A 22,410-nucleotide genomic window follows, 5' to 3' on the forward strand; every position below is an offset into this window, starting at 1 on the left:
GTGAACCCCTGATTGCGACGACGTTTTGTCACGACAACTCCTTGTAAATTGCATTCAGATATTGCTGGTCAGACTCATCAGCGGCAGCAGGATCGCCAGCATGATCAGCGCAACCAGCAAGGTCATCACCAGCGTCAAGGTTGGCACTAAGGCCGCCATGAAGCGCTTGATGCTGGTCTGGTTCTGCTTGTCATAGATACGTGCAACCTTCAGTAATATTGAGCCCAACTGGCCGGATTGCTCACCCACCCCGATCATTTGTACCGCCAACTCCGGAAATAACTGGGTGCGGGTCAGCGCCACTACCAGCGGTGTGCCTTCGCGTACTTCCTCGGCAGCTCTGCCAAGGGCCGATTGCATAGCCCGGTTACTGGCAACCTGCCGGGCAATATCGAGGCTTGCCAGCAAGGCCACCCGCTTGTTCAGCAACGTGCCCAATGTTTGTGCGAGCCTGGCTGTATCCAGCTCCTGTAGAAATCTTCCCAGGGCGCCACGGCGCAGCAACCAGGCATCCAGCTTTAGGCGCCGTTGAGGGGCACGCAGAGTAAACAACGCACAACAGATAAATAGCGCCAAGCTCAGCGCAGAGAACGCTCCCCAGCGCGCCAGCCCTTCACCCAGCCACAGAATGGCTTCGGTAAGCATGGGTAGTGCAATACCGAGATCGCTGAACACTGGTACGAATTGCGGCACCACATACGCCAACAGAAGCATCAACGACCCCATTACTCCTGCCACAAGAAATGCGGGGTAGATCAGCGCGCTGATCAGCTCACTGCGCTGCGACTGGGTACGCTCCAGATAGGCCGCAAGTTGGGCCATCGTATCGCCCAGAGTACCTGACGCCTCTCCTGCACGAACGAGGCTCAAGTAGAAGGGTGAAAACAGTGAACTTTGCCGGCCCATGGCCGACGACAACGATGTGCCTGCCTTGACTTGGGCGAGCAAACCTTCAAGCAGTTCACGCTGGTGCTGGCGGTTTGCTTGGCGGGCCTGCAAGGCCAACGCACTTTCCAACGGTTGTCCCGCCTCAAGCAACGTGGCCAATTGCTCGGTGAAACGCACCAAAGCGGTCTGATCGAGTTGGCGTCGTGTGCCGACGATACGCTGCCAGTAACCTTGCGCCGGACATAACTCAACAATCAACAACCCTTGGGCCTGCAGCCGGACAATCGCCTGAGCATAATTGTCGGCCTGCGTAAGGCCAGCCTGACGCTTGCCTTGACCATCCATAGCCTGGTAGCGAAAAAAACTCATGCTGCCTGCTCACCCTCATCACGCGTGACACGTAGCACTTCTTCAAGACTGGTCACACCGGTAAGAGCCAGACGCAGCCCGTCCTCATAAAGTGTACGCAAGCCCTCCTCTCGGGCGACCCGCTCCAGTGCGCTGCTATCGACCCGCTCCATCAGCATGGCGCGGATACGCTCGGACATGACCAGCAGTTCACTGACTACCACTCGCCCCCGGTAGCCCCCCCCGGCAGCATCCGCTCGCGGGCGGAACAAACGTATCGGTCGCTCCTCAGTGTAATGCTCCAAGCGATGCTCACGCACCAGTGCTGGTGGGGCTTCGAAGGCTTCGCACTGGTCAGGATCGAGACGCCTTAGCAAGCGCTGCGCCAGCACACCATTCAGGGTAGATGCAAGCAGGTAGCTCTCCGCGCCCATATCCAGCAAGCGGGTGATACTGGCACATGCACTATTGGTGTGTAGCGTTGACAGCACCAGATGCCCGGTCAGCGCGGACTGGATGGCAATACGGCAGGTTTCTAGGTCACGGATTTCGCCGATCATAATTACGTCCGGGTCTTGCCGGACAATCGAACGCAACGCAGTCGCGAAGTCCAGCCCGATAGCGGGCTTGACCTGCAGTTGGTTGACACCATCGATCTGATACTCGACGGGGTCCTCGACGGTAATGATCTTGCGTTCCGTGGTGTTCAGCCGAGCCAATGCGGTATATAGCGTGGTGGTCTTGCCGCAGCCGGTCGGACCAGTGACCAGCAAGATACCGTTTGGCTGTTCCAGCACCTCCAGCAGCGTGTCCAAATAGCTGCCAGTAAATCCAAGCTGCGAGAAATCAAGCGTGACGCTGGTACGGTCGAGCAAGCGTAGAGCCACCGACTCACCGAAACTGGTAGGCAGTGTCGATACCCGTAAATCAATCTGACGCCCTGCAAGGTGCAAGGCAATTCGTCCATCCTGGGGCAGGCGACGCTCGGCAATGTCCAGCCGGGCCATGATCTTGATGCGAGATATGACTGCGGCAGCCGAGCGTACTGGCGGAGACTCTGCTTCACGCAGCAGTCCGTCCACCCGGTAGCGAACGTTCAGCCGTTTTTCGAATGGCTCAATATGCACATCGGATGCACACAGATCCATGGCACGCTGAAGGATCAGGTTGACAAGACGAATGACCGGAGCCTCCGATGCCAAGTCCTTGAGATGGTCGATGCTCTCGGGGTCCGCTAGGTCCTCGAACTGTTCGATCAGCGTCCCCATCACAGTGCGGCCTCGGCCGTAGAGAGTTTCGATCATCTGCTCGATTTCGCTCCGGGTACCAACAAGCGGAAGTACATTTAACCCGGTCGCGTACATTATTGCGCGCAACGCGTAACGCTCGGCGGGACGGGCGACACCCACCTTCAATTTTCCATCAGTAGTCATGCCGACCGGGACGACACAGTGATGGTGAAGGAAGCGCAATGGCAAAGGTGGTAAATCAGCTTCCGGCTTGACGGCTGCTTGCGGATCGAAACGCTGCCAGCCCAGAGTGGCGGACCATGCCTGCGCCAGATGGGCCTCCGAGAGCAAGCCCAGGCGCAACAACCATTCACTAACACTGCTTTGCGGTTGCTCCCCACGCAAAGTTGCGAGCTGTTCGAGTGAATCACGGGTAAGGCTTCCACCTTCAACCAGGTGCTCCACAAGGCTATCGTCGACGTCCATATCCACGGCTTCCAGCGGCGTTTCCAGAAACCGGAAACCGAAAAATCGGCGGATGATAACAATTAGCACTCGCTTTGGATATGCTCGCCCAGTTCAGCGCTCTTGCCAGTGCAGAACCTTAAAAATACCGGCCTCGCTGTCTTCCGGGGTGATCTGCACTGTCGCCAGCAGCCCTGCAGTGAAACCATCAGCAAGAATTGCCTGTACATCGATGCTCACGACCGAGCCTGGGTTGCTGTTGTATTGCTGTGCCTTTGGCAGACCAATAGCCTTGCTCAACACCTGGTCAGCGAAAGCCGCAGCGGGGACCCCGTCTCCTCCCCACAACGTCACGTAGGGCAAGATGCGCTGATACAGTGCAGTGTCCATGGAGGTGACAACGAGCAAGTCTTCGAGATGCTGCAGCGGCTCACCTTGATCCCGGCGCATACGCATCTGGCTGACCAATGCATTCGCTTCTTCCGAACTGGTCCCCATGACATGGAAAAAACGGGCGAAGTAATCAAGGTTACCAAAATTGAGGTCAAGCTTGCCGTGCTCGCTGCGCACCGAAACCGCCAGCGTCACGCCATCGAGGGTAACGGGGTGCGTCTGACCATTGGCTATATACCGGTCAGGGTTTTGCAGCATCTCATACACAGCCAGTGAGAGCCCGCCCTCGGCAGCGACTACAGCCTTGCTGCGTTGTAACTCGGCATGGTTCTGGCGGCTCTCCACACGATGGGTAGCCACCACGCCCGTGACAAACATGCTGATTGCTGCCAGCAGCCAGATCACCAGCGTCAACGCCATGCCGCGTTGACGCGTGAAACCAATCAGCATGGCCGCCCCTGCCGCAAAGCAACGACAGGCACACAGAATGTTCTCCCATTAAAAATTGATGTCAGGGTTAAGGTCATTTCTGGTAATTTACCGATCAGTTGCAAATGGGTATCATTATACATGATATCGAATCGCTTCCTGATTTGAATCGCATGATACGAGATGCAGTTTTTCATGGAGCGAAAAATTTTGCCGCAAACAATCTTAGTTTATTTTCACCTCCTGAGACACATGATTTTTGACTTGAAGCTCAAGGGCGACTCTTCGGTTTCAATACTAAAAATTTAGCTTTTGTACCATTAGCTATCACGCCATAAATCAATCGCTAAAACAAGAACACCTAGACACTCTCCAAAATCCGTTCAAAGGACAGAACATACATGCGATACATTAAGTTCAGCCATGCCGCGCTTTACGCGGCCTTGCTGTATTCCGCCTTCTCAGTATCAGAGGAAATACCAACCGATCAAGATAAGGATGTCAACGTCACAAAAGGCACGAATAGTGAGAAGCCATCATATGTAGATAATATTGATACTTATAATGGCAACCTGAACATCCGTCATTTGGACCTAAAAATACCTGGGAATGGGCTGCCCATTGAGGTTTATCGAAACTACGATATGCGCAGTACGTCTGCTGGTCTGCGCGCGCCCAATATGCTTTCACATTTGTGGACTGCTCTCGGCGCAGGCTGGCGATTGGACACTGCTCCGGTAATTTCTGTAATCAACGATTCACACAACGTCCCGGCCAACGGAAGCATGGCCCCCCCCCCTGTGCGTTATGTAAGGACCGCTTTCGATTTTGTTTGCGAGAATAAAGGTTCAACCAACGCCTGGACGAAAAGCATTCATTTACGCCTACCAGAAGGCGGCACCGAGGAGTTGTTCTACACCGGAAACTACACTGCTGGCGGAAAAAGCAACTGGCGACTTAAATGTCTCGACAACAACATTACTGTCAATGCGCCCAATGGAACAACTTACGACTTCGGAAGCTATCATGCTCAGCGCAATGTCGGCGTATTCCGAACTTACTTAATTTCAGAATCGGTTGAGCGCACTGAAACTTACCTACAGCCGTTAAAAGCAACTGATATCAATGGTAACTGGCTGAGCTATACTTACGCCTTTCAGGGCCTTCGCTACAAGCCGTGGAACAACCCAATTGTTTCCGATTACCCACCTCATTTCAATAGAGCTATTGACCCGATGCTCGAGGGCTCTACAAATCTGTTGAGAAAGATAAAGTCCAACGATGGAAGAGAGGTCACATTCACTTATGCATCGCCAAGCGGTCGACTGCAGAGCATTTCGGATAACACCGGCAGAACTATAAAATACGAATATTCTGCAAAAAGTACAACACTAAACGCCTTTCTGACATCCGTAGTACTACCCGGTGGCGATACATGGCGCTACGATTATCAGCCCAGCGCCTTTAGTATGGCCAAACCCTCAGAAACGCTCAATCCAGTGAACAATACCACTGCAGCTAACAGGAAATTGATTGGACTGCACTACCCGAGTGGAGGAAAAATTACTTACGACTATACCTTTGTCAACCAAACGACAAACCTCACCTTTACAGGTGGGAACAGTTCACGAATACAAGGGATGTGGCTACGTGAAGAACGTATCGCCAAGCGCACACTTTCCTCTGGCGGATCGTGGAGTTATACATACTTGCGAGGTGGAACGGGCCAACTAGATCAGACAACCGTAACCGGTCCCGATGGCACCCGTATATTCAAATACTTTGGCCTGGGCTACTCTATTATCACCCGTGTCGGCACCCCCATTTCCACCTTCGGCAATGTTGGGTGGAAAGCAGGCTTACTGATGGAAGAACACACACCAAACGGCAACAAAATTATTTATGATTGGCAACCACGCTTAATTGCCGCTGGCCAACGTACGTGGAATGAACTGGGCGTTGTTTACGACAAGCAGGTTTGGGCGCCAATGTTGAGGTCACGTACGGTCTCACGCGACGGAGCCACTTACACCAATACATTCTCAGACCAAGACGAATACGGTAATCCAACGACCAAAGTTGAGACAGGACCCAACGGTGGCTCCCTTACAACCAAGATAAGCTACCTGAAAAACGCTAACAAGTGGATCATCGGAAGAGTTCAAGCCGAAAGCTCGCAGGCCGGTTCGAAAACTCAAACTTTTGATGCCAATGGCAATGTGCTCAGCGTAATCCTAGACGGTGTCACCACCAGCTTCACTTACGATGCTCAAGGCAATCTGGCCAGCAAGACTTTGCCCGGCAACCGCGTACACACCTACTCCAACTACAAACGTGGTATCCCACAGACCGAAGTACAACCAGAAGGCATCACACTCTACCGGGTAGTCGACGACGCCGGCTACATAACCTCCGACACCAACGGTGAAGGTAAGACCACCCGCTATACCTATGATGGCATGGGCCGCATCACCTCAAAGACGCCCCCCCTGGGTAATGCTCAAATCACCACTTACACACCCAACAGCAAAACCACCAAACGCGGCAACTTGGTCGAAACCACTCTTTACGACCCATTCGGCCGTGTGGCCAGCGTCGCCCTCGGTGGCATCACTACCCGATACGAGTACGATGGCCTCGGCCGCCGCACCTTCGTTTCCGATCCAGGATATACCACTGGTACTCGCTACCAGTATGACACCCTAGGCCGTATTATCCGAGTGACCAACGCCGACACCACTTACCAAACCATCGCTTACGGCGCGGCAACTCACACCCTTACCGACGAACGAAGCAAGGTCATCACCAAGACTTACCGTGGCTATGGCAACCCCAACCAATTGCTTTTGATGGCCATCACAGCCCCCGAACCGAGCGCTAACGTCACCCTCACCCGCGACGCCGCAGACCGAGTCACATCGGTCAAGCAGGGTGGCTTCACACGCGTCTATGGCTACAACGCCAACGGCTACCTCACTAGCGTGACTGACCCGGAAACCGGCAAGACTGTGTATGGCCGTGACATAGCCGGCAACATGACCACTAAACAGGTCGGAGCTTCTGGCGTTAACCGCTACACCTACGACGGCCAAAATCGTCTGAAGAGCGTGACCTACCCCGACACCACCCCAGCCGTAGCCAATATCTATGACAAGACAGGCAAGTTGCTGGCCAGTAATAGCACCGGCGGCAACCGAACCATGGCCTACGACGCAGTAGGCAACCTGATCCAGCAAAGCCTGACCATCGATGGTAAGACCTTTACCGCCAAGTACGCCTACAACGCCAACGACCAACTCTCCAGCATAACTTATCCGCAGTCTGGAAACGTGATCAACTACACCCCCGATGTGCTCGGTCGTCCGACAACGGTGTCTGGCTACGTCAGCAACGTCACCTACTGGCCCTCTGGGATGATCAACCAGATCACCTACGCCAACGGCACCACTACCAGCTACACTCAAAATACTCGCCTGTGGCCGGCGACTTTCACCACTACCAAGGCCGGTGGCGCCACCTACCTTAATAGTGCCTACACCTACGATGGCGCTGGCAACCTGGCGACCATCCGCGACACCGCCGACAGCAGCCTCAACCGCACCTTCGGCTATGACGGCATCAACCGCCTGACCAATGCCGACGGCTTCTGGGGCCCAGGCTCCATAAGCTATGACGGCGTCGGCAATCTGCTCAAGCAGACATACGGTACCACCAGCCTCAACTACTTCTACGACACACAGAACCGCCTGGCCTCGGTCAGCGGCCAGCGAGCCAGCAGCTTTACCTACGACGCCTTGGGCAACATCGCCAGCAGCGCCGGCACCACCTACACGTACGACAGCGTGCCCCACCTGGTGTGTATCAACTGCGCGGTCACCGCTAGCAAGGTTGCGTACCAGTACGATGCCATCAACCAGCGCAGCAGCGTAACTAAAGCCGGGCTTAAGGTTTACGAAATGCACGACATCGACGGCAAGCAACTGATCGAACTCGATGGCACCACCCTCACCGAATATATTTACCTCGGCGACAAACGCGTAGCCGACCGCGTGAGCCCTTGAATGGATGCTAGGGATAAAACCAATGAAGAAGTTGAAAAAGACTGCCAGGGCGCTGTGCGTGGCTCTGCTGTGCATGACCATGGTCAACAACGCCATGGCTGCGGTAGTCACCTACTACCACAACGACATCTCCGGCAGCCCCATCGCGGCCACGGATGCTGCAGGCAACCTGAAATGGAAGGAAAGCTATAAACCCTACGGCGAAAAACTGACTCGCTCGGCGGCTAGCCGTGACAATGACATCGGCTTTCATGGCAAGGCGCACGATGACAGCACCGGGCTTTCTTACATGGGAGCGCGTTACTATGACCCAGTACTGGGACGGTTCATGGGGGTCGATCCAGTCGCCTTCCAAACCGACAACCTGCACAGCTTCAATCGCTACGCGTACACGAACAACAACCCGCTTAAATATGTGGACCCGGATGGAAATTATGCGTTCTTGGTCCCCCTAGCGGCCTATGCACTGACTGCGCTAGCGGCTGTAGTGACGGTTCAATCGGCCATGAGGGGTTTCGGCAATCAAGCCCAGGCAGACGTTAGTATCGGTCCGCTTTCATTCCCCGGCGCAGATATAGATAATCCAGCACGGTGGCAAAGCGGTAGCACACATAATGAGAAAATGCCGGAAAGCCAAAGTAGCAAAGATAGCGAGAAAGAATCTCGCCCATTCAAGGGAGAACCGAACAGCGACTACTGGCCTGGCAAACGTGCCGACGGATCCAATAGCGATGGCAGACGATATGGTGCTGACGGAAAAGCGGAAGTCGATTACGATTTCAGTCATGGTAACCATGTTGATGAAAATGGTCTTCCTTTGGGAGATCATGCGCATAATTGGGATAAAAAAACTGATGGTTCCATACGACGAGGTCCGGCATGCCGCTTTTGCCCAATAAAATGACACACGAGAGTTGGCTTCCACTACTCACAAACGATAACATCAAAGTTTTGATGAAATACTTTGGTGGGTTTGCTGACAGTATCGTAATGACCTATGAATGCTGGGGGGAAACTCACGTCGACGAAGAGTCGTGCATTGTTTACCCGCCGGGAGGGCCCCAATCTGACCAAAACATACTAATCACCTTTCAGCGTCAATCACTTGAACAGTTTTCAGTTCAATTGCTTTTGAGAGGTGTCACTGACTTCAAGATGCTTGGTCGAAGCGAAGTATTTGACGGGATCATAAATTTCATCCAAATCGAAGCTAATGCTTCAGAAAACTGCAACCTAGTTGCAAAATCCTTTCAAGATGGCCCGAAAGTGATTGCAGCTCGAGCTACAATAATATGTTGGCGTCCAACGCCAGTGTAACAATATGAGCATGCGGACTTCGTGATGTCGCGGAGTTCCGCATATCAGGCCGAAAGCTGCGAGCAGTGATTGCGTGCTATTGGCCGGTTACAGTATTAGCCACTCATGAAGTCGGTGACAAAAACCTGCTTTCGGCTTTTAGTTTAACTGCGAGGTTTCATAGTAAATTTGAAAAGGCATTGGCATCAGCGTTGGAAAAATTCCAGGCGGGCAATATTGTCGACGAAGAACGCCTCAACAGAGAATTTCAGACGCTCACGATTGGAGGCGAGGCAGTAATCGGAGGTATGCATTAGTCAGTGGTGGGGTGGCACGTAACAAACCAGCATTTTAGGACGGCGATCCGCCTGCTTTGGAATGCGAAGAACGTTCGCTGCCGGATTGTTCTGCACTGATCGCGCCGGATAAGGTCGAAAAGCCCGTCCGCGAAGGCACAATTCTTCAGCTCGCAGGTTGGGAGGATAACTTCTGCAGAAAGCTGCTCAAACCCAGCCTCTACGATGGCAGCAATACCCAGGTGCTGGTGTTGCGCCAGTCTGAATACAGTGACGCACTGAAGGTGTTCGCTATTACGACAGTCATCGAGAACAGAACTGCGGTCACTGCTTGATCCGCAGCCGAGACAGAGTGAATCGCTCAGATTTCTTACACCCATCGACCCCTCCATCGGGAACAGTGCATAGCAATCTCGAGCGATTCATTTTCTCGCCTGGTAATGGCTTGTCCCATCTCGAAGGAAATCAACTCGGCGACTTGGGCCTGCGCGGCTTACTCGCGAGATCGAGACGCTCAAAGAAGGCCTTAGCTTCTTCGTCTTTGCTGAGCGTCTTCGCCGCCGGCCGCCGAGAAGGCTTTTTCACAACGATCTCAGCAGCCTCCTCAAGATGCTTCTTCGCTGACCGTTCAGACTCAGTCAACGATGAGTCGAACACCTTCGCGATCACACCCTGTTCCCTTTCTGCCCTAGCGAACTCCACGACGTTGCTCCTGTAGGCGGCCGGAAGCTCGAAGGGGCATTTCAAATCAAGCCGTTGCTTAGACTGCCGATTCCCCAGCGTTTGAGTCTGCAGTTCCTCTACCTCGCTAGCGTTACTTGTGTACGCTACAGAGCGATAAGCGCTGCAGAGGTCCCGAAGCTCAATCCAATGCCGACGGTCGTTCCGACACTCGATGTAGGCCTGCTTCAACAGCTGAACCGCCAATCGCTTGATACCGAAGGTGCAGCGATAGAGCTCCGCTGCAAAATCAGCCAAACCAGGGCGTACGGCGTCGCCACTGACTCTCACGCATTCATCGACATAATCAGTCCAATCTTTGCTCCCTGGCAGATCTGGAAGCATGATCCGGGGTTGGGATAACAATCGTTGTTTGTCCTCGCTGTTTCGACCGAAGAGTTTATGGACGAGGCTGTAATTACACACATAGACCGCAGGCGGGCCGATGGATGCCAAAGTGAGAAGAATATCAGTAATCTTCGCCGCCGCTAAACCTGTATTGATAAATTGCGTTTCGTCCAGCAAAATCAGTGAAACGCCGTCTCTAATGACCCGCCTGCGAGCCTCTTCTAGAAATTTTCTCTGATTTCCACTTAAAATTTTCGCATCAGGAAAAATAAATTCCGACAATAAACTTTTACCGCTGATTTTCTCCCTGGCACTTGCGTACCAATAAGAAACCAGCGTTACCTGTCCCGCGAAATGATCTGAATGAAACTCAGCTGGCTCAGGCATTACTTTGCATAGTGCCCTCAGCAGGCAGCTTTTGCCAACCCCAGCTAGGCCGGTAAGGCAAACAGGCGTTACCTCAACTTGGAGGGGAGTATAAATTCCGGCTCTATTCTCAACCTCGCTGCTAAATATATCGGCAAAATGCAGACGCGCTCGACATACCATCTCATCAATAAACTTAAGCGAAAACTGATTGGGCAGATAAATACGCTTCCACGCATCAGCTAGCATCTCCGCGCCAATGGCAGGCTGTATATTTGCCAACAAAGAAACAGGTTCTGGCCTTACTGTTACGATCCTTCGGATGCATTCGACGTCCAAATTATTACCGAAGCGCTTTCCGATGACGTCGTTCATTTTCGCTTCCCTTGAAGTCGTTCGTAGTCGTCGGTGTCTCGCCTATACGCTTCGTTCTTTGGGAATCGTCCTACTGTCCGTTCTTCCTCATCCCAATCTTTACCAGTTTGTTGTTTTAACCGATCACGCGTGTGCTGCACGGTAGCCGGTCGCGCATCACGGTGAACCCCTATGCTTTCGCGCCGAAGCTTATCTAGGTGTTCCAAATCCCAAAGTGATATATCAATATCACCATCAAGGGTGCGTTGAGTGCGTACCATCCCAAGCTGATAAAGTACTCCGGAAACCTCGATCCAAATATAGCGCATGCACATCGTAAGCACATAAACCTCGGTAGGGATAACACCCGATTTAGCCACACGATCAAACACGCCGGTCGCCACCAGATCAGCCGATCTATATTTTCTTCCGTATAGGTAAACGGCGTCCTGTCGAATTTTCCCAGGGAGTTTCAATAGAAAATTCTTTACAGCGTCTTCAAACAACATGCCTATAGATGAATCTCGACCTCGGCTACTCCAGTAGCTCCACACACCGAGCGGCGAAGGCACGACCCCTGCTGTATACATTCTTTCTTCCATGCGCCCACTTGCGTCGGAAACCTTGTTGTCCTCAACGGCTTGGAATATTTCCCGCTTGCACATCTCCACGAAATTCAAACCGCTCTTGGCGGATGTCGGCTGATCGAGTGTTTTCTTGTCTCGGGGATGTGAAGACTCGACCGAGGCCTTGGACTGACCGGAAAAGGTCGGAGTCATCTCAAAGGTGCCTAGCCAATGGATTTCAGGCTCAACGTCCAGGGCAGCTCCAGGGCCGCGGTCAAACACAATACCTCCAGAAAGCCCCTCGCATGGCCAGTCTTCCGGCTGGATGTCGACCCCGAACAATTTACAGTATCTGACCTTATTTTGTGCCATAGAGAAAAGGCACATCCGGTATGCAGCCAAGTTTTCTTTACCTTCGGAAAATCCAATACCAACGATAGCTCCTGATAAAGCGCATACCGCACGGATTACACAAAAGCTATCGACCGCGCTGCCCTCAGTGAGGCCGGTAAGCTTTTGTGAAATATTGTATCCGTCGAACTCAACCCTCTGATTCACATTGAGCAATTTCTCGGAAAAGCTTCCTTCATCTGCTAATCGCGCTCGCGTCTTTTGCTTGCCTCTTACCCCTATAGACAGGGTCCTTTCGTCATATGTTTTTCTTATCCAATAGCGCACCTGCGATATTGACGGATAAGGACTTCCTTTGGGGTGTCGAAATTCGTATGAACTGCTTTTTTCTATAGCGATACAACCAAATATTTCCGTGAGAATATTGCGATAGACCCTTTCCTTTGTCTTGAAGGCAGATTTGAACTTGACATAGCCAGCTATGATTTTTTCGCGCATCGCCGGATCACATCGATAACCTGAATATTTTCCTTTCGAGGATGGACGTCCCATCTTTCGCTTGTAACAAGGCGCGTCTCTATCCCAACCTCCTATGTCGTGAAACCGTGGCATCAGCGTCCACTTATCTCGACCAAACGTGATGTATGTGTAAAACCATAGGCGCAAACGGGCTGCGTTTTGTTTGGGTGATTGCGCTTTGGCATCTGCATTGATTATGGCGTCAGGGTCATCGCTCGCCAGAATTTCTGGTATACGAGACACAAGGTCTGCGATCTTGAGAAATCGACGATTGACCTTTTGGTCATAGGTTTCTTTATCTGATCTTCGGCAATTTTCAAGGTGGGATACCTCTACACCTTTGATGGGCTCTAGCCAAGGCGGATAGATATCTGCAGAGCGCACCTCTTGGATCAAACCAGCCTCAAGACCCTCTTCAAATTCGAAAGTCGTCATAGTAACTAAGGAAGTTTTGATTTGTCGGCCCTGGAGGTTGAATTCAACCAGTCTTGCTCGATTATGAGCAGGATCATTCAAGATCAAATAATAAGTGATGCCCTTTGAGAGACTGAGATAGCCCTCAGGCGCGATCAATTGTGCGCCGGTGATCACGAGTCACGCTCCTCAAAGAATGCGCCGTAGATCACTAGCAAATCGCCGCCATCGGTGTCCAGGGGATGATCGATGAGAATTGGCTTAAAGAAATTAACTAACAGCCGGCGCTCCCAGATATCCTGGTAAATCCGAGCGATAAACTGATTTGGGAAACCCCAGCGACGACCGTATTCCAAAGCGATATAAGCTACGGGTTTGCCATCGCGAACAGCTAGCTGCACATCAGCGCTGAAATCCTCCAGTAGGTTTGCTGAATGAGAGAGCTCCAAGCCATGCATAGGAAACAGAACATCCAGATTGGCTTGGACCGTTGTACTGATTTGGTCCAGTGAGAGCTGCAGCGTTCTGATCCCGGCGCTCGCGTAATAGGCCCTCTCGAGTTCAGCACGCCGCTGTGCCTGCTCCTGATCTAGTCTCTGTTGCGCTGGAGTCTTAGGGGTGGACAGACGACGCTCATAAAATGCCGCCTTGCGGTCCTTGATGCTCCAATTCACCGCATAGGGCACGTCATCACTGCCCAGAAGGTATAGAAGCAAATCCCCCTGATAGATAGACGGGATTCTTTGGCGGACACCATTAGTGCAGACGGTGACCTTGTAATGCTTAAGACCTATCTCTTCAGCGATTTCTAGAGTTCCGCGAATCGGCGGGGGGAACATTCCCTTCATGAGAGGGTGTCCCTTGAGCGGATGAGATGCACCGTACGGCCACAGCATTTTCTGCTCATGGATATCAAGCAGATTGGGGTGGTACAGAGCAAGCTGAGTAAAGACCTTCTCGGGTGTGGACAGGGCGTGAAGCGTTCGCCCCAACTTTCGGCTATTGAGCCGGGCAGGACGAGACCCTTTGGGCGCTTCCCGCGGGACCGCCAGAGTTGAAGGGATGTAGCTGTCCCCCCACTGGAACCGTCCCTGACGGCTCATGATGAGGTCGTGTTTCTGCTGCTGGTCCATCCAAACATTCCAATTTTAATTGGCTACCTCTGCCAGTCACCCGCTGGGGATAAAACGCTAGGCGCCTGGCAAACCCTTGCCTGACGGGCAGGCCGCTGCTTCCGGCGTTGTGGATAACGCTCGGCTTCTTGTGGATGAGCGAAGTCGTGCAGGACTTGACGTCCCACATTCAAGGGATAGACAATGAAATGGTCAGCTCCGTAATCTGACTTATCCACAGGAGCCCAAGGTCGCACTTGGGCTTTTGTCTACCTGACTTCTAGAGCTCTACATCGGTTAGAGTTCTGTCACTGGTCTCTCCTGATTTTCTAGGGTATTGTTCTGTTAATTAGAACAACTTGCCATTAGTTGTTCCTCTTCGGTCAACCCATAATGTTACAGCTGCTAATTAGCTTATGACAATGGGAAAACTACGCTCGCGAAACCTCTGTTTCGGCACCTTGGGCACAAGGCCAGGCTACTCCTCTCCGAGCCAGTCGAGCAGCTGAATCGTCGCCCAATTCGTATCAAATATTCTATAGAAAAATTGCTAATTTCCTTTTCAAATTAGCTTTTCAGCTACTACCGCTAGAATTACATTAATATTTTCTTCGGTATTACGTCGATGTCCTCTCGTAGCGATGGTCCAGTTTCGGACTTTCCCCTGCACTGGCTAGAGGATGAGATTTTCTTCAGCATCTGCGCTCGCCAGCATCTCTATCTTGGGAACATGAATACGACGTCGACGCTCACCTGGTTATTCGGATCTCCTAAGGCGGGTACCAATCATGATTTCCCTTTTAATCTTGATGCGCTAAATGAGAAAGCGAGGCTCACCTGGGGCAATTCAACTTCCATTATCTTTCGGCATACAATTCTACCTTTCTTCTTTCCATTTCAGTCCCCACAGCATGTGGCGCAAGCTGTCGCGACGCTCAAAGGCTCGACACTAGGATCGATCAAATACCGTCTAGGTTTACTGACTGGTCGATTTGGTGCAGAGCATCCGTTGAAGGCGTGCAGTGAGTGCATGATCTCAGATCGCACATCCAGCGGGGTCGCCTACTGGCATTTGATGCACCAATATCCAGGCGTTGTGTTTTGTCCAAAGCATCACCTACATTTGAGAGAATGCTCTAGAAATCGCCAATGGTCTGGCCGTTTCCAGTGGTGTTTACCCGATGACGAGATATTGTCGCCGGAACAACATAATGACTGGCCAGCTGATGAACTACGAAGGCTCGATACGCTTTCACGCGCAATTCATCAACTGGCGAAATACGGCAACGAAGCTAGTTTTCATCCAGACATCATTTGCAAAACCTACAGAACTGCCCTGGCCGAGTTCAGCGCCGGTAGTGCATCGGTGGAGGGCGCCGCGGTTTCGCTCGCACGCTACATAGCGCCGCTACGGGCCTACACGCCGTTTAGCTCTTTGCCCGCAACCACAGATGGGGCTGCGGGGCTGCTCTGGCAGCTTACCCGCCGCCCGCGTGGGCACTGCCACCCCCTCAAGCACTTGATCTTCATCCAGTGGCTATTTGGCTCCCTAGATGGTTTCGTTGAAGCCTACAATCGAATGTCGATCTCGGAGCGGGTCCACAAAGAAAACCACAATAGCCACGATATTGATCGGGCGACTGATTATCAACAAAGCCACCTCTCCAGCACCGGAAAAAATATTGTCCGTAGACCGAAAAAACTCAAAGAACCTTTGCGATCAAACATTCTAAATAAATTAGCTAGCGGCGAAGACAAAATAGCAGTTTGCACATCTTTCAAAATTACAATATCAACAGTTAATAGACTGTTGCGTTCAGAGCTGTACATTCGAGATCAGTGGATTGCCGAGAACAAATTACGTAATACGCGTGCGTATAGGCTGGCATGGCTATCGGCGCGCAAATCTAATTCCGACTGTGGCGTTAAGTGTTTACGCTTGTGTATTCCGCACGTTTATATCTGGCTCTATCGCAATGACACGTTATGGCTTCATTCACAAATAAATCAACTCCCCAGCGGTCGGCGAGGAAATAATTCGAACATAGACTGGTTGAAGCGGGACGCTGAGCTGGCCGATTCGATTCTTAACTTTACAGAATCCAAATTAGGCGAGAACGCTGATATCAACAGAGAAGCGTTGTATTTTCGCTTTCCGCAATTAGCAAAATGTCTTGAACAGGATTATCACTACCCGGTAACTAAGAAACTGGTACGCCAGCTTAACGGTAGACATAGAAGTGGCCAAAATTGAACTCCTATCAGTCACCCTTCGCCAAGGTGTTTGAGCTGATCGATACGCTTGTAGGTCTCATACAGCGAGATCAGGTCTCCTTGCGCCATGACGTCCAAGGGCGGGCGACCGTCGAAAAATGCGTTGTCGTTTGGAAGACCTGGAAAACTTGTGACGTTCGCCTGATTGGCAAAAACCGTGCGTAGGGAGGCGTGGATGCCCAGGATAAGCCCGATCCGCTGTAATTGATCGACATCCAAGCTGAAGGCGGTGCGCTTACCCTCCTTGGCGCGGCGGAGGGTAGAACGAGAAATTCGCAAGATTTTACAGGCCTGCCCAGGCGAAGCTCGCCAGCCGCGGATTATGCGAACAGCAGTCTTGAGTCCTACCGTAGCCTGCTCTTGGGTTAGCTGCTGCATGTTCATCACACTCTCCATTCAAGGTCTGTGGTCAAGTCTATCCCTGGCTTCCCCAGCTGTCAGAGGCTGCAGCCCTCACTATCGGAATTCCGGGGAGTGGTTCGACTTTGAGCGGCCTCAGGTCATACAGCCGGCCTGTTGGATGCGGGAGGTTGCAGCACGGGTAGATTTTGGGGCGTCGTCGGTGGTAACTGTCAGCGCTGCTCTGTTCGTCCGAGTGCGGACTGGGGTTTGGACAGGACCAATACCCCACGCCTTGCTCATAGTTTTCATCGACAAAGTGGGCTGACTCGCTGCCACCTGACTGGTAGGTGCACCATAGCGAATCAGTAACCCGTCCTCGCTGTGCCAATGAGCGGATGTCCGCTTCAAAGTCATCACAGCTCTCATACACTCCCACCACCGCATCGCAGATACGGGCGTTCATACTGGCCATAGTTTGGCCTTGGCCACCGATACGCGCGGTCTCCAGCGCTTTGCGTAAAATCCCGAGCTCGCCGTGCAGTAACCCCATTCTTGCAGCTGCTGCGCCTTGCAGATTAGGGATGAGTGCAGCTGCTCTTTCCCAAGCAGCGCTAGCCGCGTGCAAATCGGAAATGTAGTGGGTTGAGGTGCAAAGCTGGTGATAGATTTTTGCGCGACGCAATGCAGTGGGATCCTCATTGGGCACTATGGGCGCGTCAGCGAGGTGCCGGCCGCGGCACATTCGCCACATGACATCCAGGTTATGCCCCACACCGTTGAAAGGCTTATCACAGAATGGGCAGAGATTATGAAGGACTGCGTTGTGCTTGAAGCATACGGTCACATAAGGCACGACGTACCGCCGCCAGTAGGAGAAGCCGCGGTTCTTCAAATCTTCACGGACACATTCTGGACAGAACGAGGAATCCCACACACTGAAGCGTTCACCCTCGGAAATGTACTGCTTTCCTGAGTAGGCGTGGTCCCAGTGGGCTTTGAAGACGTGAGTCGACGCCATCATGGTGTGGCCGTGAACTAGCCGATTGAAGCCGTAGCATCCTGGCCACCCCATCGCCTCCGCAAGCCTCTTTACCTCAATCGTCTTCAGCACGTGACGGGTGCCGAGCTGATGGAAGGTCAGCGGAACGTCGATGTGCCAGCTGAGGTGCAAGTTACGCCGCACGTATGACGCGAGCGATTCGTCGGGCTGAATGGGCAATGGCATTGAGGGCGCCGAAGCAGGTTACGTGAAAGGAAACGGAAGAAAGGAAGGCCGTCTAGAGAGAGGGAGCCAGGGGCGGCTCCCTCTCTGCGACAGTTTTTAATCTCAGAAACAGTTTTTAATCTCCGAGATCAGAGTGCCTGGGGCTGACCGGCCCCTTACTCCACCGTCACCGACTTGGCCAGGTTGCGGGGCTGGTCGACGTCGGTGCCCTTGAGCACGGCCACGTAGTACGACAGCAATTGCAGCGGGATGGTGTACAGGATCGGTGCCAGCGCATCGATGATGTGCGGCATGGCAATCACATGGGTGCCCTCGCCATTGCTCATGCCTGCCTTCTCGTCGGCGAACACGATCAGCTCGCCGCCACGGGCGCGCACTTCCTGCAGGTTGGACTTGAGCTTCTCCAGCAGCTCGTTGTTCGGTGCCACGGTAACGACCGGCATGTCGGCATCCACCAGCGCCAGCGGGCCGTGCTTGAGCTCGCCAGCCGGGTAGGCTTCAGCGTGGATGTAGGAGATTTCCTTGAGCTTGAGCGCCCCTTCCATCGCCACCGGGAACTGCGCGCCACGGCCCAGGAACAGGGTGTGATGCTTGTCGGCGAACAGCTCGGACGTCTTCTCGATGGTGGCGTCCATCGCCAGCGCTTCGCCCAGGCGTACCGGCAGACGACGCAGTTGCTCGACCAGTTCGGCTTCGACGCCAGCCGGCAAGGTGCCACGCACGCGTCCCAGCGACAGGGTCAGCAACATCAGCGACACCAGCTGGGTGGTGAACGCCTTGGTCGAGGCCACGCCGATTTCCGGGCCGGCACGGGTCAGCAGGGTCAGGTCCGATTCACGCACCAGCGAGCTGATGCCGACGTTGCAGATGGCCAGACTGGCAAGGAATCCCAGCTCCTTGGCATTGCGCAGCGCCGCCAGGGTGTCGGCAGTTTCGCCCGACTGGGAAATCGACACGAACAGGGTGTCGGGCTGCACCACCACCTTGCGGTAGCGGAATTCACTGGCCACTTCGACCTGGCACGGAATGCCGGCCAGCTCTTCGAGCCAGTAACGCGCAACCATGCCCGCGTGGTAGCTGGTGCCACAGGCCACGATCTGTACATTGCGCACCTTGGGGAACAGCTCGGCCGCCTTGGGGCCGAAAGCCTGCACCAACACGTGATCCGAACCCAGGCGGTCTTCCAGGGTGCGCTGCACCACGGTGGGCTGCTCGTGGATTTCCTTGAGCATGAAGTGGCGGTAATGGCCCTTGTCGGCCGCTTCCGCGCCTTCGTGATACTGCACGGCCTCGCGTTGCACCGGCTGGCCATCGACGGCCCAGATGGTGATCTGGTCGCGGCGAATCTCGGCGATATCGCCCTCCTCCAGGTACATGAAGCGGTCGGTGACCTGGCGCAGGGCCAACTGGTCGGAGGCAAGGAAGTTCTCGCCGTGGCCCAAGCCGATCACCAGCGGGCTGCCGCTGCGGGCGGCCAGCAGGCGGTCTGGCTGGCTGGCGCTGATAACCGCCAGGCCATACGCGCCATGCAGTTGCTTGACGGTCGCCTTGAGGGCGTCGGCCAGGTCCGGCAGGCTTTTGAGGGTGTGGTGCAGCAGGTGCACGATCACTTCGGTGTCGGTCTGCGAGGTGAATACGTAGCCCAGGCCCTTGAGCTGTTCACGCAGCACATCGTGGTTCTCGATGATGCCGTTGTGCACCACCGCCAGGTCGTGGCCGGAGAAATGCGGGTGTGCATTGCCTTCGGTTGGCGCGCCATGGGTCGCCCAGCGGGTGTGGGCGATACCCAGGTTGCCGACCAGCGGCTCGGCGGCAACGGCCGCTTCCAGCTCGCTGACCTTGCCGATGCGACGACGGCGTTCAAGGTGGCCCTGCTGGGTGAAGACAGCCAGGCCAGCACTGTCATAACCGCGGTATTCCAGGCGCTTGAGGCCTTCGATCAGGATGGTGGTGATGTTGCGTTCGGCGACGGCGCCCACGATTCCACACATAGATGTTGCTCCTAGCTGATAGCGGCACAGATGAGGTTGATGCCGCGGGCTTGAATTTGATCGCGTGCCTCCTGGGGCAGGCGTTCGTCGGTAATCAGGGTATTCACGCTGGCCCAGGGCAGCTCCAGGTTGGGAATCTTGCGCCCGACCTTGTCCGACTCGACCATCACGATCACTTCGCGGGCCACCTCGGCCATCACCCGGCTCAAGCCCAGCAATTCGTTGAAGGTGGTGGTGCCGCGCACCAGGTCGATGCCATCGGCACCAATGAACAGCTGGTCGAAATCGTAGGAGCGTAGTACCTGCTCGGCAACCTGGCCCTGGAACGATTCGGAATGCGGGTCCCAGGTGCCGCCGGTCATCAGCAGTACCGGTTCGTGTTCCAGTTCGCTCAAGGCACGGGCCACGTTCAGCGAGTTGGTCATCACCACCAGCCCCGGTTGCTGACCCAGTTCGGGGATCATCGAAGCCGTGGTGCTGCCGCTGTCGATGATGATGCGCGCATGCTCGCGAATCCGCGCCACGGCGGCACGAGCGATGGCCTGTTTGTAGAGAGAGACGGGCTGGCCCTGGTCGGCGAACAGTTCCTGAGGCAGGGTCACCGCGCCACCGTAGCGGCGCAGCAGCAAGCCGTTGGCCTCCAACGCGGCGAGGTCCTTGCGAATGGTGACTTCGGAGGTTTCGAAACGCTTGGCCAGTGCATCCACACTCACCTCGCCCTGCTCATGCAGCAAGGCCAGGATGTTGTGGCGGCGTTGAGGTGTGTTTCGTTTCGACATGGGAAGTTAAGTTTCGATTCGAAAGATAATGACGCCAATCAAAACCTAAAGCTTTCATTTGGTCAAGCAGGCAATGAAATTTTTTCTGTGGATAAGGCGTTGCTGGGGTCAGGTTATCCACACCTGAGCGCCAGGCAAAAAAAAGCCGACTTATGCACAATGCGGTCGGCTTTTTCAGAGCTGTGGACAACTCAGCTCTTCTCGATCTTCTCTGGCCGTTTCCAGCCATCGATGTTGCGCTGACGACCGCGGGCCACGCCCAACTGGCCAGCCTCGACCGTCTGGGTGATGGTGGACCCCGCAGCGGTGGTGGCCCCATCGAGGATATCCACAGGCGCCACCAGCGAGTTGTTGGAACCGATAAAGACATCATCGCCCAGTACGGTACGGAATTTGTTGGCCCCGTCGTAGTTGCAGGTGATGGTGCCGGCGCCGATATTGGTGCGCGCCCCCACCTCGGCATCACCCAGGTAGGTCAGGTGGCCTGCTTTGGCACCTTCACCCAGGTGGGCATTCTTCAGTTCGACAAAGTTACCCACATGCGCTCGGGCATCCAGCACGCTGCCCGGGCGCAGCCGCGCGAACGGACCGGCATCGCTGCCCTCGCCCAGCACGGCACCTTCGAGGTGGCTGTTGGCCTTGACCACCGCACCCTTGCGCAGGGTGCTGTTCTTGATCACGCAGTTCGGGCCGATGACCACGTCATCCTCGATCACCACGCGGCCTTCGAGGATAACGTTGACGTCGATGAGCACGTCACGCCCCACGATGACTTCGCCGCGTACGTCGAAACGCGCCGGGTCACGCAGGGTCACGCCCTGGGCCATCAGGCGACGACCTTCGCGCAATTGATAATGACGCTCCAGTTCGGCCAACTGACGACGGTCGTTGGCGCCCTGCACTTCCATCGGGTCCAGCGGCTGCTCGGTGGCCACCACCAGGCCGTCGGCCACTGCCATGGCGAACACGTCGGTCAGGTAGTACTCACCCTGTGCGTTGTGGTTCGACAGGCGGCCAAGCCACTCGGCCAACCGAGCCCCCGGTACGGCAAGGATGCCGGTGTTGCCTTCATTGATCGCCTTCTGTGCGTCGCTGGCATCCTTGTGCTCGACAATGGCAGCCACCTGGCCCTGGTCGTCGCGCACGATACGGCCGTAGCCGGTCGGGTCGGCCAGGGTCACAGTGAGCAGGCCCAGTTGCTGCGGGTTTACCCTGGCCAGCAAACGCTGCAGGGTGTCCACCTCGATCAGCGGTACATCGCCGTAGAGGATCAGCACGGTGTCGGCACTGAGCGCCGGCAAGGCCTGGGCCACGGCGTGGCCTGTGCCCAGCTGTTTGTCCTGCAACACGAAATTCAGGTCATCGGCAGCCAGTCGCTCGCGAACCAGCTCGGCACCATGTCCGATCACCACGTGAATACCCTGGGGCTCGAGCTGGCGGGCGCTGTGGATAACATGGCCAAGCATCGAGTTGCCGGCGACCGGGTGCAGTACCTTGGGCACGGCCGAGCGCATGCGTGTGCCCTGGCCTGCCGCGAGAATAACGATATCGAGAGACATTGACTGGCTACCAAATCCGGGGAGAGGTCGATGAATGACCGAAATGAGATATGCAGAAAAAGAAAAAGGGTAGCCGAGGCTACCC

General features: G+C 54.4%; 15 protein-coding genes. 4 read left to right on the forward strand and 11 right to left on the reverse strand.

What is annotated here, in order from left to right:
* Window positions 1-54 precede the first annotated feature (54 nt).
* The 3 genes from KH389_RS27070 to KH389_RS27080 form a co-directional block, all read right to left on the reverse strand.
* The gene (locus tag KH389_RS27070; RefSeq protein WP_213606626.1) at window positions 55-1,257 is read right to left on the reverse strand and encodes a type II secretion system F family protein; all 1,203 of its coding nucleotides are present in this window, start codon (window positions 1,255-1,257) and stop codon (window positions 55-57) included.
* On the reverse strand, window positions 1,254-2,951 hold the full coding sequence (locus KH389_RS27075) for a GspE/PulE family protein (protein WP_213606628.1): 1,698 nt from the start codon (window positions 2,949-2,951) through the stop codon (window positions 1,254-1,256). The genes KH389_RS27070 and KH389_RS27075 overlap by 4 nt, the downstream gene beginning before the upstream one ends.
* Before the next feature lie 93 nt (window positions 2,952-3,044).
* Window positions 3,045-3,773, reverse strand: a complete 729-nt coding sequence (locus KH389_RS27080; protein ID WP_213606630.1) for a type II secretion system protein GspK — start codon at window positions 3,771-3,773, stop codon at window positions 3,045-3,047.
* A 380-nt stretch (window positions 3,774-4,153) separates the two neighbouring features.
* Between KH389_RS27080 and KH389_RS27465 the strand changes: the two genes are divergently transcribed.
* The 3 genes from KH389_RS27465 to KH389_RS27095 all read left to right on the forward strand — a co-directional run bounded on the left by KH389_RS27465 (window position 4,154) and on the right by KH389_RS27095 (window position 9,740).
* Window positions 4,154-7,813 carry an RHS repeat domain-containing protein gene (locus KH389_RS27465; protein WP_244988670.1) on the forward strand — a complete coding sequence of 1,220 codons (3,660 nt, stop codon included), beginning with the start codon at window positions 4,154-4,156 and terminating at the stop codon, window positions 7,811-7,813.
* Between the two features lie 22 nt (window positions 7,814-7,835).
* Entirely contained in the window at window positions 7,836-8,717 is an 882-nt protein-coding gene (locus KH389_RS27090) for an RHS repeat domain-containing protein (RefSeq protein WP_213606632.1), read from the forward strand.
* 765 nt (window positions 8,718-9,482) lie between these two features.
* Window positions 9,483-9,740: a hypothetical protein gene (locus tag KH389_RS27095; protein WP_213606634.1), complete on the forward strand. Its 258-nt coding sequence runs from the start codon at window positions 9,483-9,485 to the stop codon at window positions 9,738-9,740.
* Between the two features lie 130 nt (window positions 9,741-9,870).
* Here KH389_RS27095 and KH389_RS27470 read toward each other — a convergent pair whose 3' ends face one another.
* The 3 genes from KH389_RS27470 to KH389_RS27110 are packed head-to-tail and all read right to left on the reverse strand — an operon-like array spanning window position 9,871 to window position 14,176.
* Complete coding sequence (locus KH389_RS27470; protein WP_244988671.1) at window positions 9,871-11,214, reverse strand: ATP-binding cassette domain-containing protein; 1,344 nt, start codon at window positions 11,212-11,214, stop codon at window positions 9,871-9,873.
* A complete protein-coding gene (locus KH389_RS27475) occupies window positions 11,211-13,220 on the reverse strand; it encodes a transposase (RefSeq protein ID WP_244988672.1) in 2,010 nt (669 codons plus the stop codon). Before KH389_RS27475 ends, KH389_RS27470 begins: the two co-directional genes overlap by 4 nt.
* On the reverse strand, window positions 13,217-14,176 hold the full coding sequence (locus KH389_RS27110) for a PDDEXK family nuclease (protein WP_244988673.1): 960 nt from the start codon (window positions 14,174-14,176) through the stop codon (window positions 13,217-13,219). Before KH389_RS27110 ends, KH389_RS27475 begins: the two co-directional genes overlap by 4 nt.
* A gap of 604 nt (window positions 14,177-14,780) precedes the next feature.
* Between KH389_RS27110 and KH389_RS27115 the strand changes: the two genes are divergently transcribed.
* Window positions 14,781-16,409 (forward strand): TnsD family Tn7-like transposition protein, encoded by a 1,629-nt coding sequence (locus KH389_RS27115; protein WP_213606636.1) that lies wholly within the window; start codon window positions 14,781-14,783, stop codon window positions 16,407-16,409.
* Window positions 16,410-16,420: 11 nt separating this feature from the next.
* Here KH389_RS27115 and KH389_RS27120 read toward each other — a convergent pair whose 3' ends face one another.
* The 5 genes from KH389_RS27120 to glmU all read right to left on the reverse strand — a co-directional run bounded on the left by KH389_RS27120 (window position 16,421) and on the right by glmU (window position 22,325).
* Window positions 16,421-16,813 (reverse strand): antitoxin Xre-like helix-turn-helix domain-containing protein, encoded by a 393-nt coding sequence (locus KH389_RS27120; RefSeq protein WP_213606638.1) that lies wholly within the window; start codon window positions 16,811-16,813, stop codon window positions 16,421-16,423.
* Window positions 16,814-16,844: 31 nt separating this feature from the next.
* Window positions 16,845-17,996, reverse strand: coding sequence for a TniQ family protein (locus tag KH389_RS27125; protein ID WP_213606639.1), 1,152 nt, complete (start codon window positions 17,994-17,996; stop codon window positions 16,845-16,847).
* A gap of 155 nt (window positions 17,997-18,151) precedes the next feature.
* Entirely contained in the window at window positions 18,152-19,987 is a 1,836-nt protein-coding gene (gene glmS / locus KH389_RS27130) for a glutamine--fructose-6-phosphate transaminase (isomerizing) (protein ID WP_043860659.1), read from the reverse strand.
* 11 nt (window positions 19,988-19,998) lie between these two features.
* Window positions 19,999-20,766 carry a DeoR/GlpR family DNA-binding transcription regulator gene (locus KH389_RS27135; RefSeq protein ID WP_213606640.1) on the reverse strand — a complete coding sequence of 256 codons (768 nt, stop codon included), beginning with the start codon at window positions 20,764-20,766 and terminating at the stop codon, window positions 19,999-20,001.
* A 191-nt stretch (window positions 20,767-20,957) separates the two neighbouring features.
* Window positions 20,958-22,325: a bifunctional UDP-N-acetylglucosamine diphosphorylase/glucosamine-1-phosphate N-acetyltransferase GlmU gene (gene glmU / locus KH389_RS27140; protein ID WP_213606641.1), complete on the reverse strand. Its 1,368-nt coding sequence runs from the start codon at window positions 22,323-22,325 to the stop codon at window positions 20,958-20,960.
* Window positions 22,326-22,410 lie beyond the last annotated feature (85 nt).

This window comes from Pseudomonas qingdaonensis (assembly GCF_018398475.1).
GTDB lineage: Bacteria > Pseudomonadota > Gammaproteobacteria > Pseudomonadales > Pseudomonadaceae > Aquipseudomonas > Aquipseudomonas palmensis.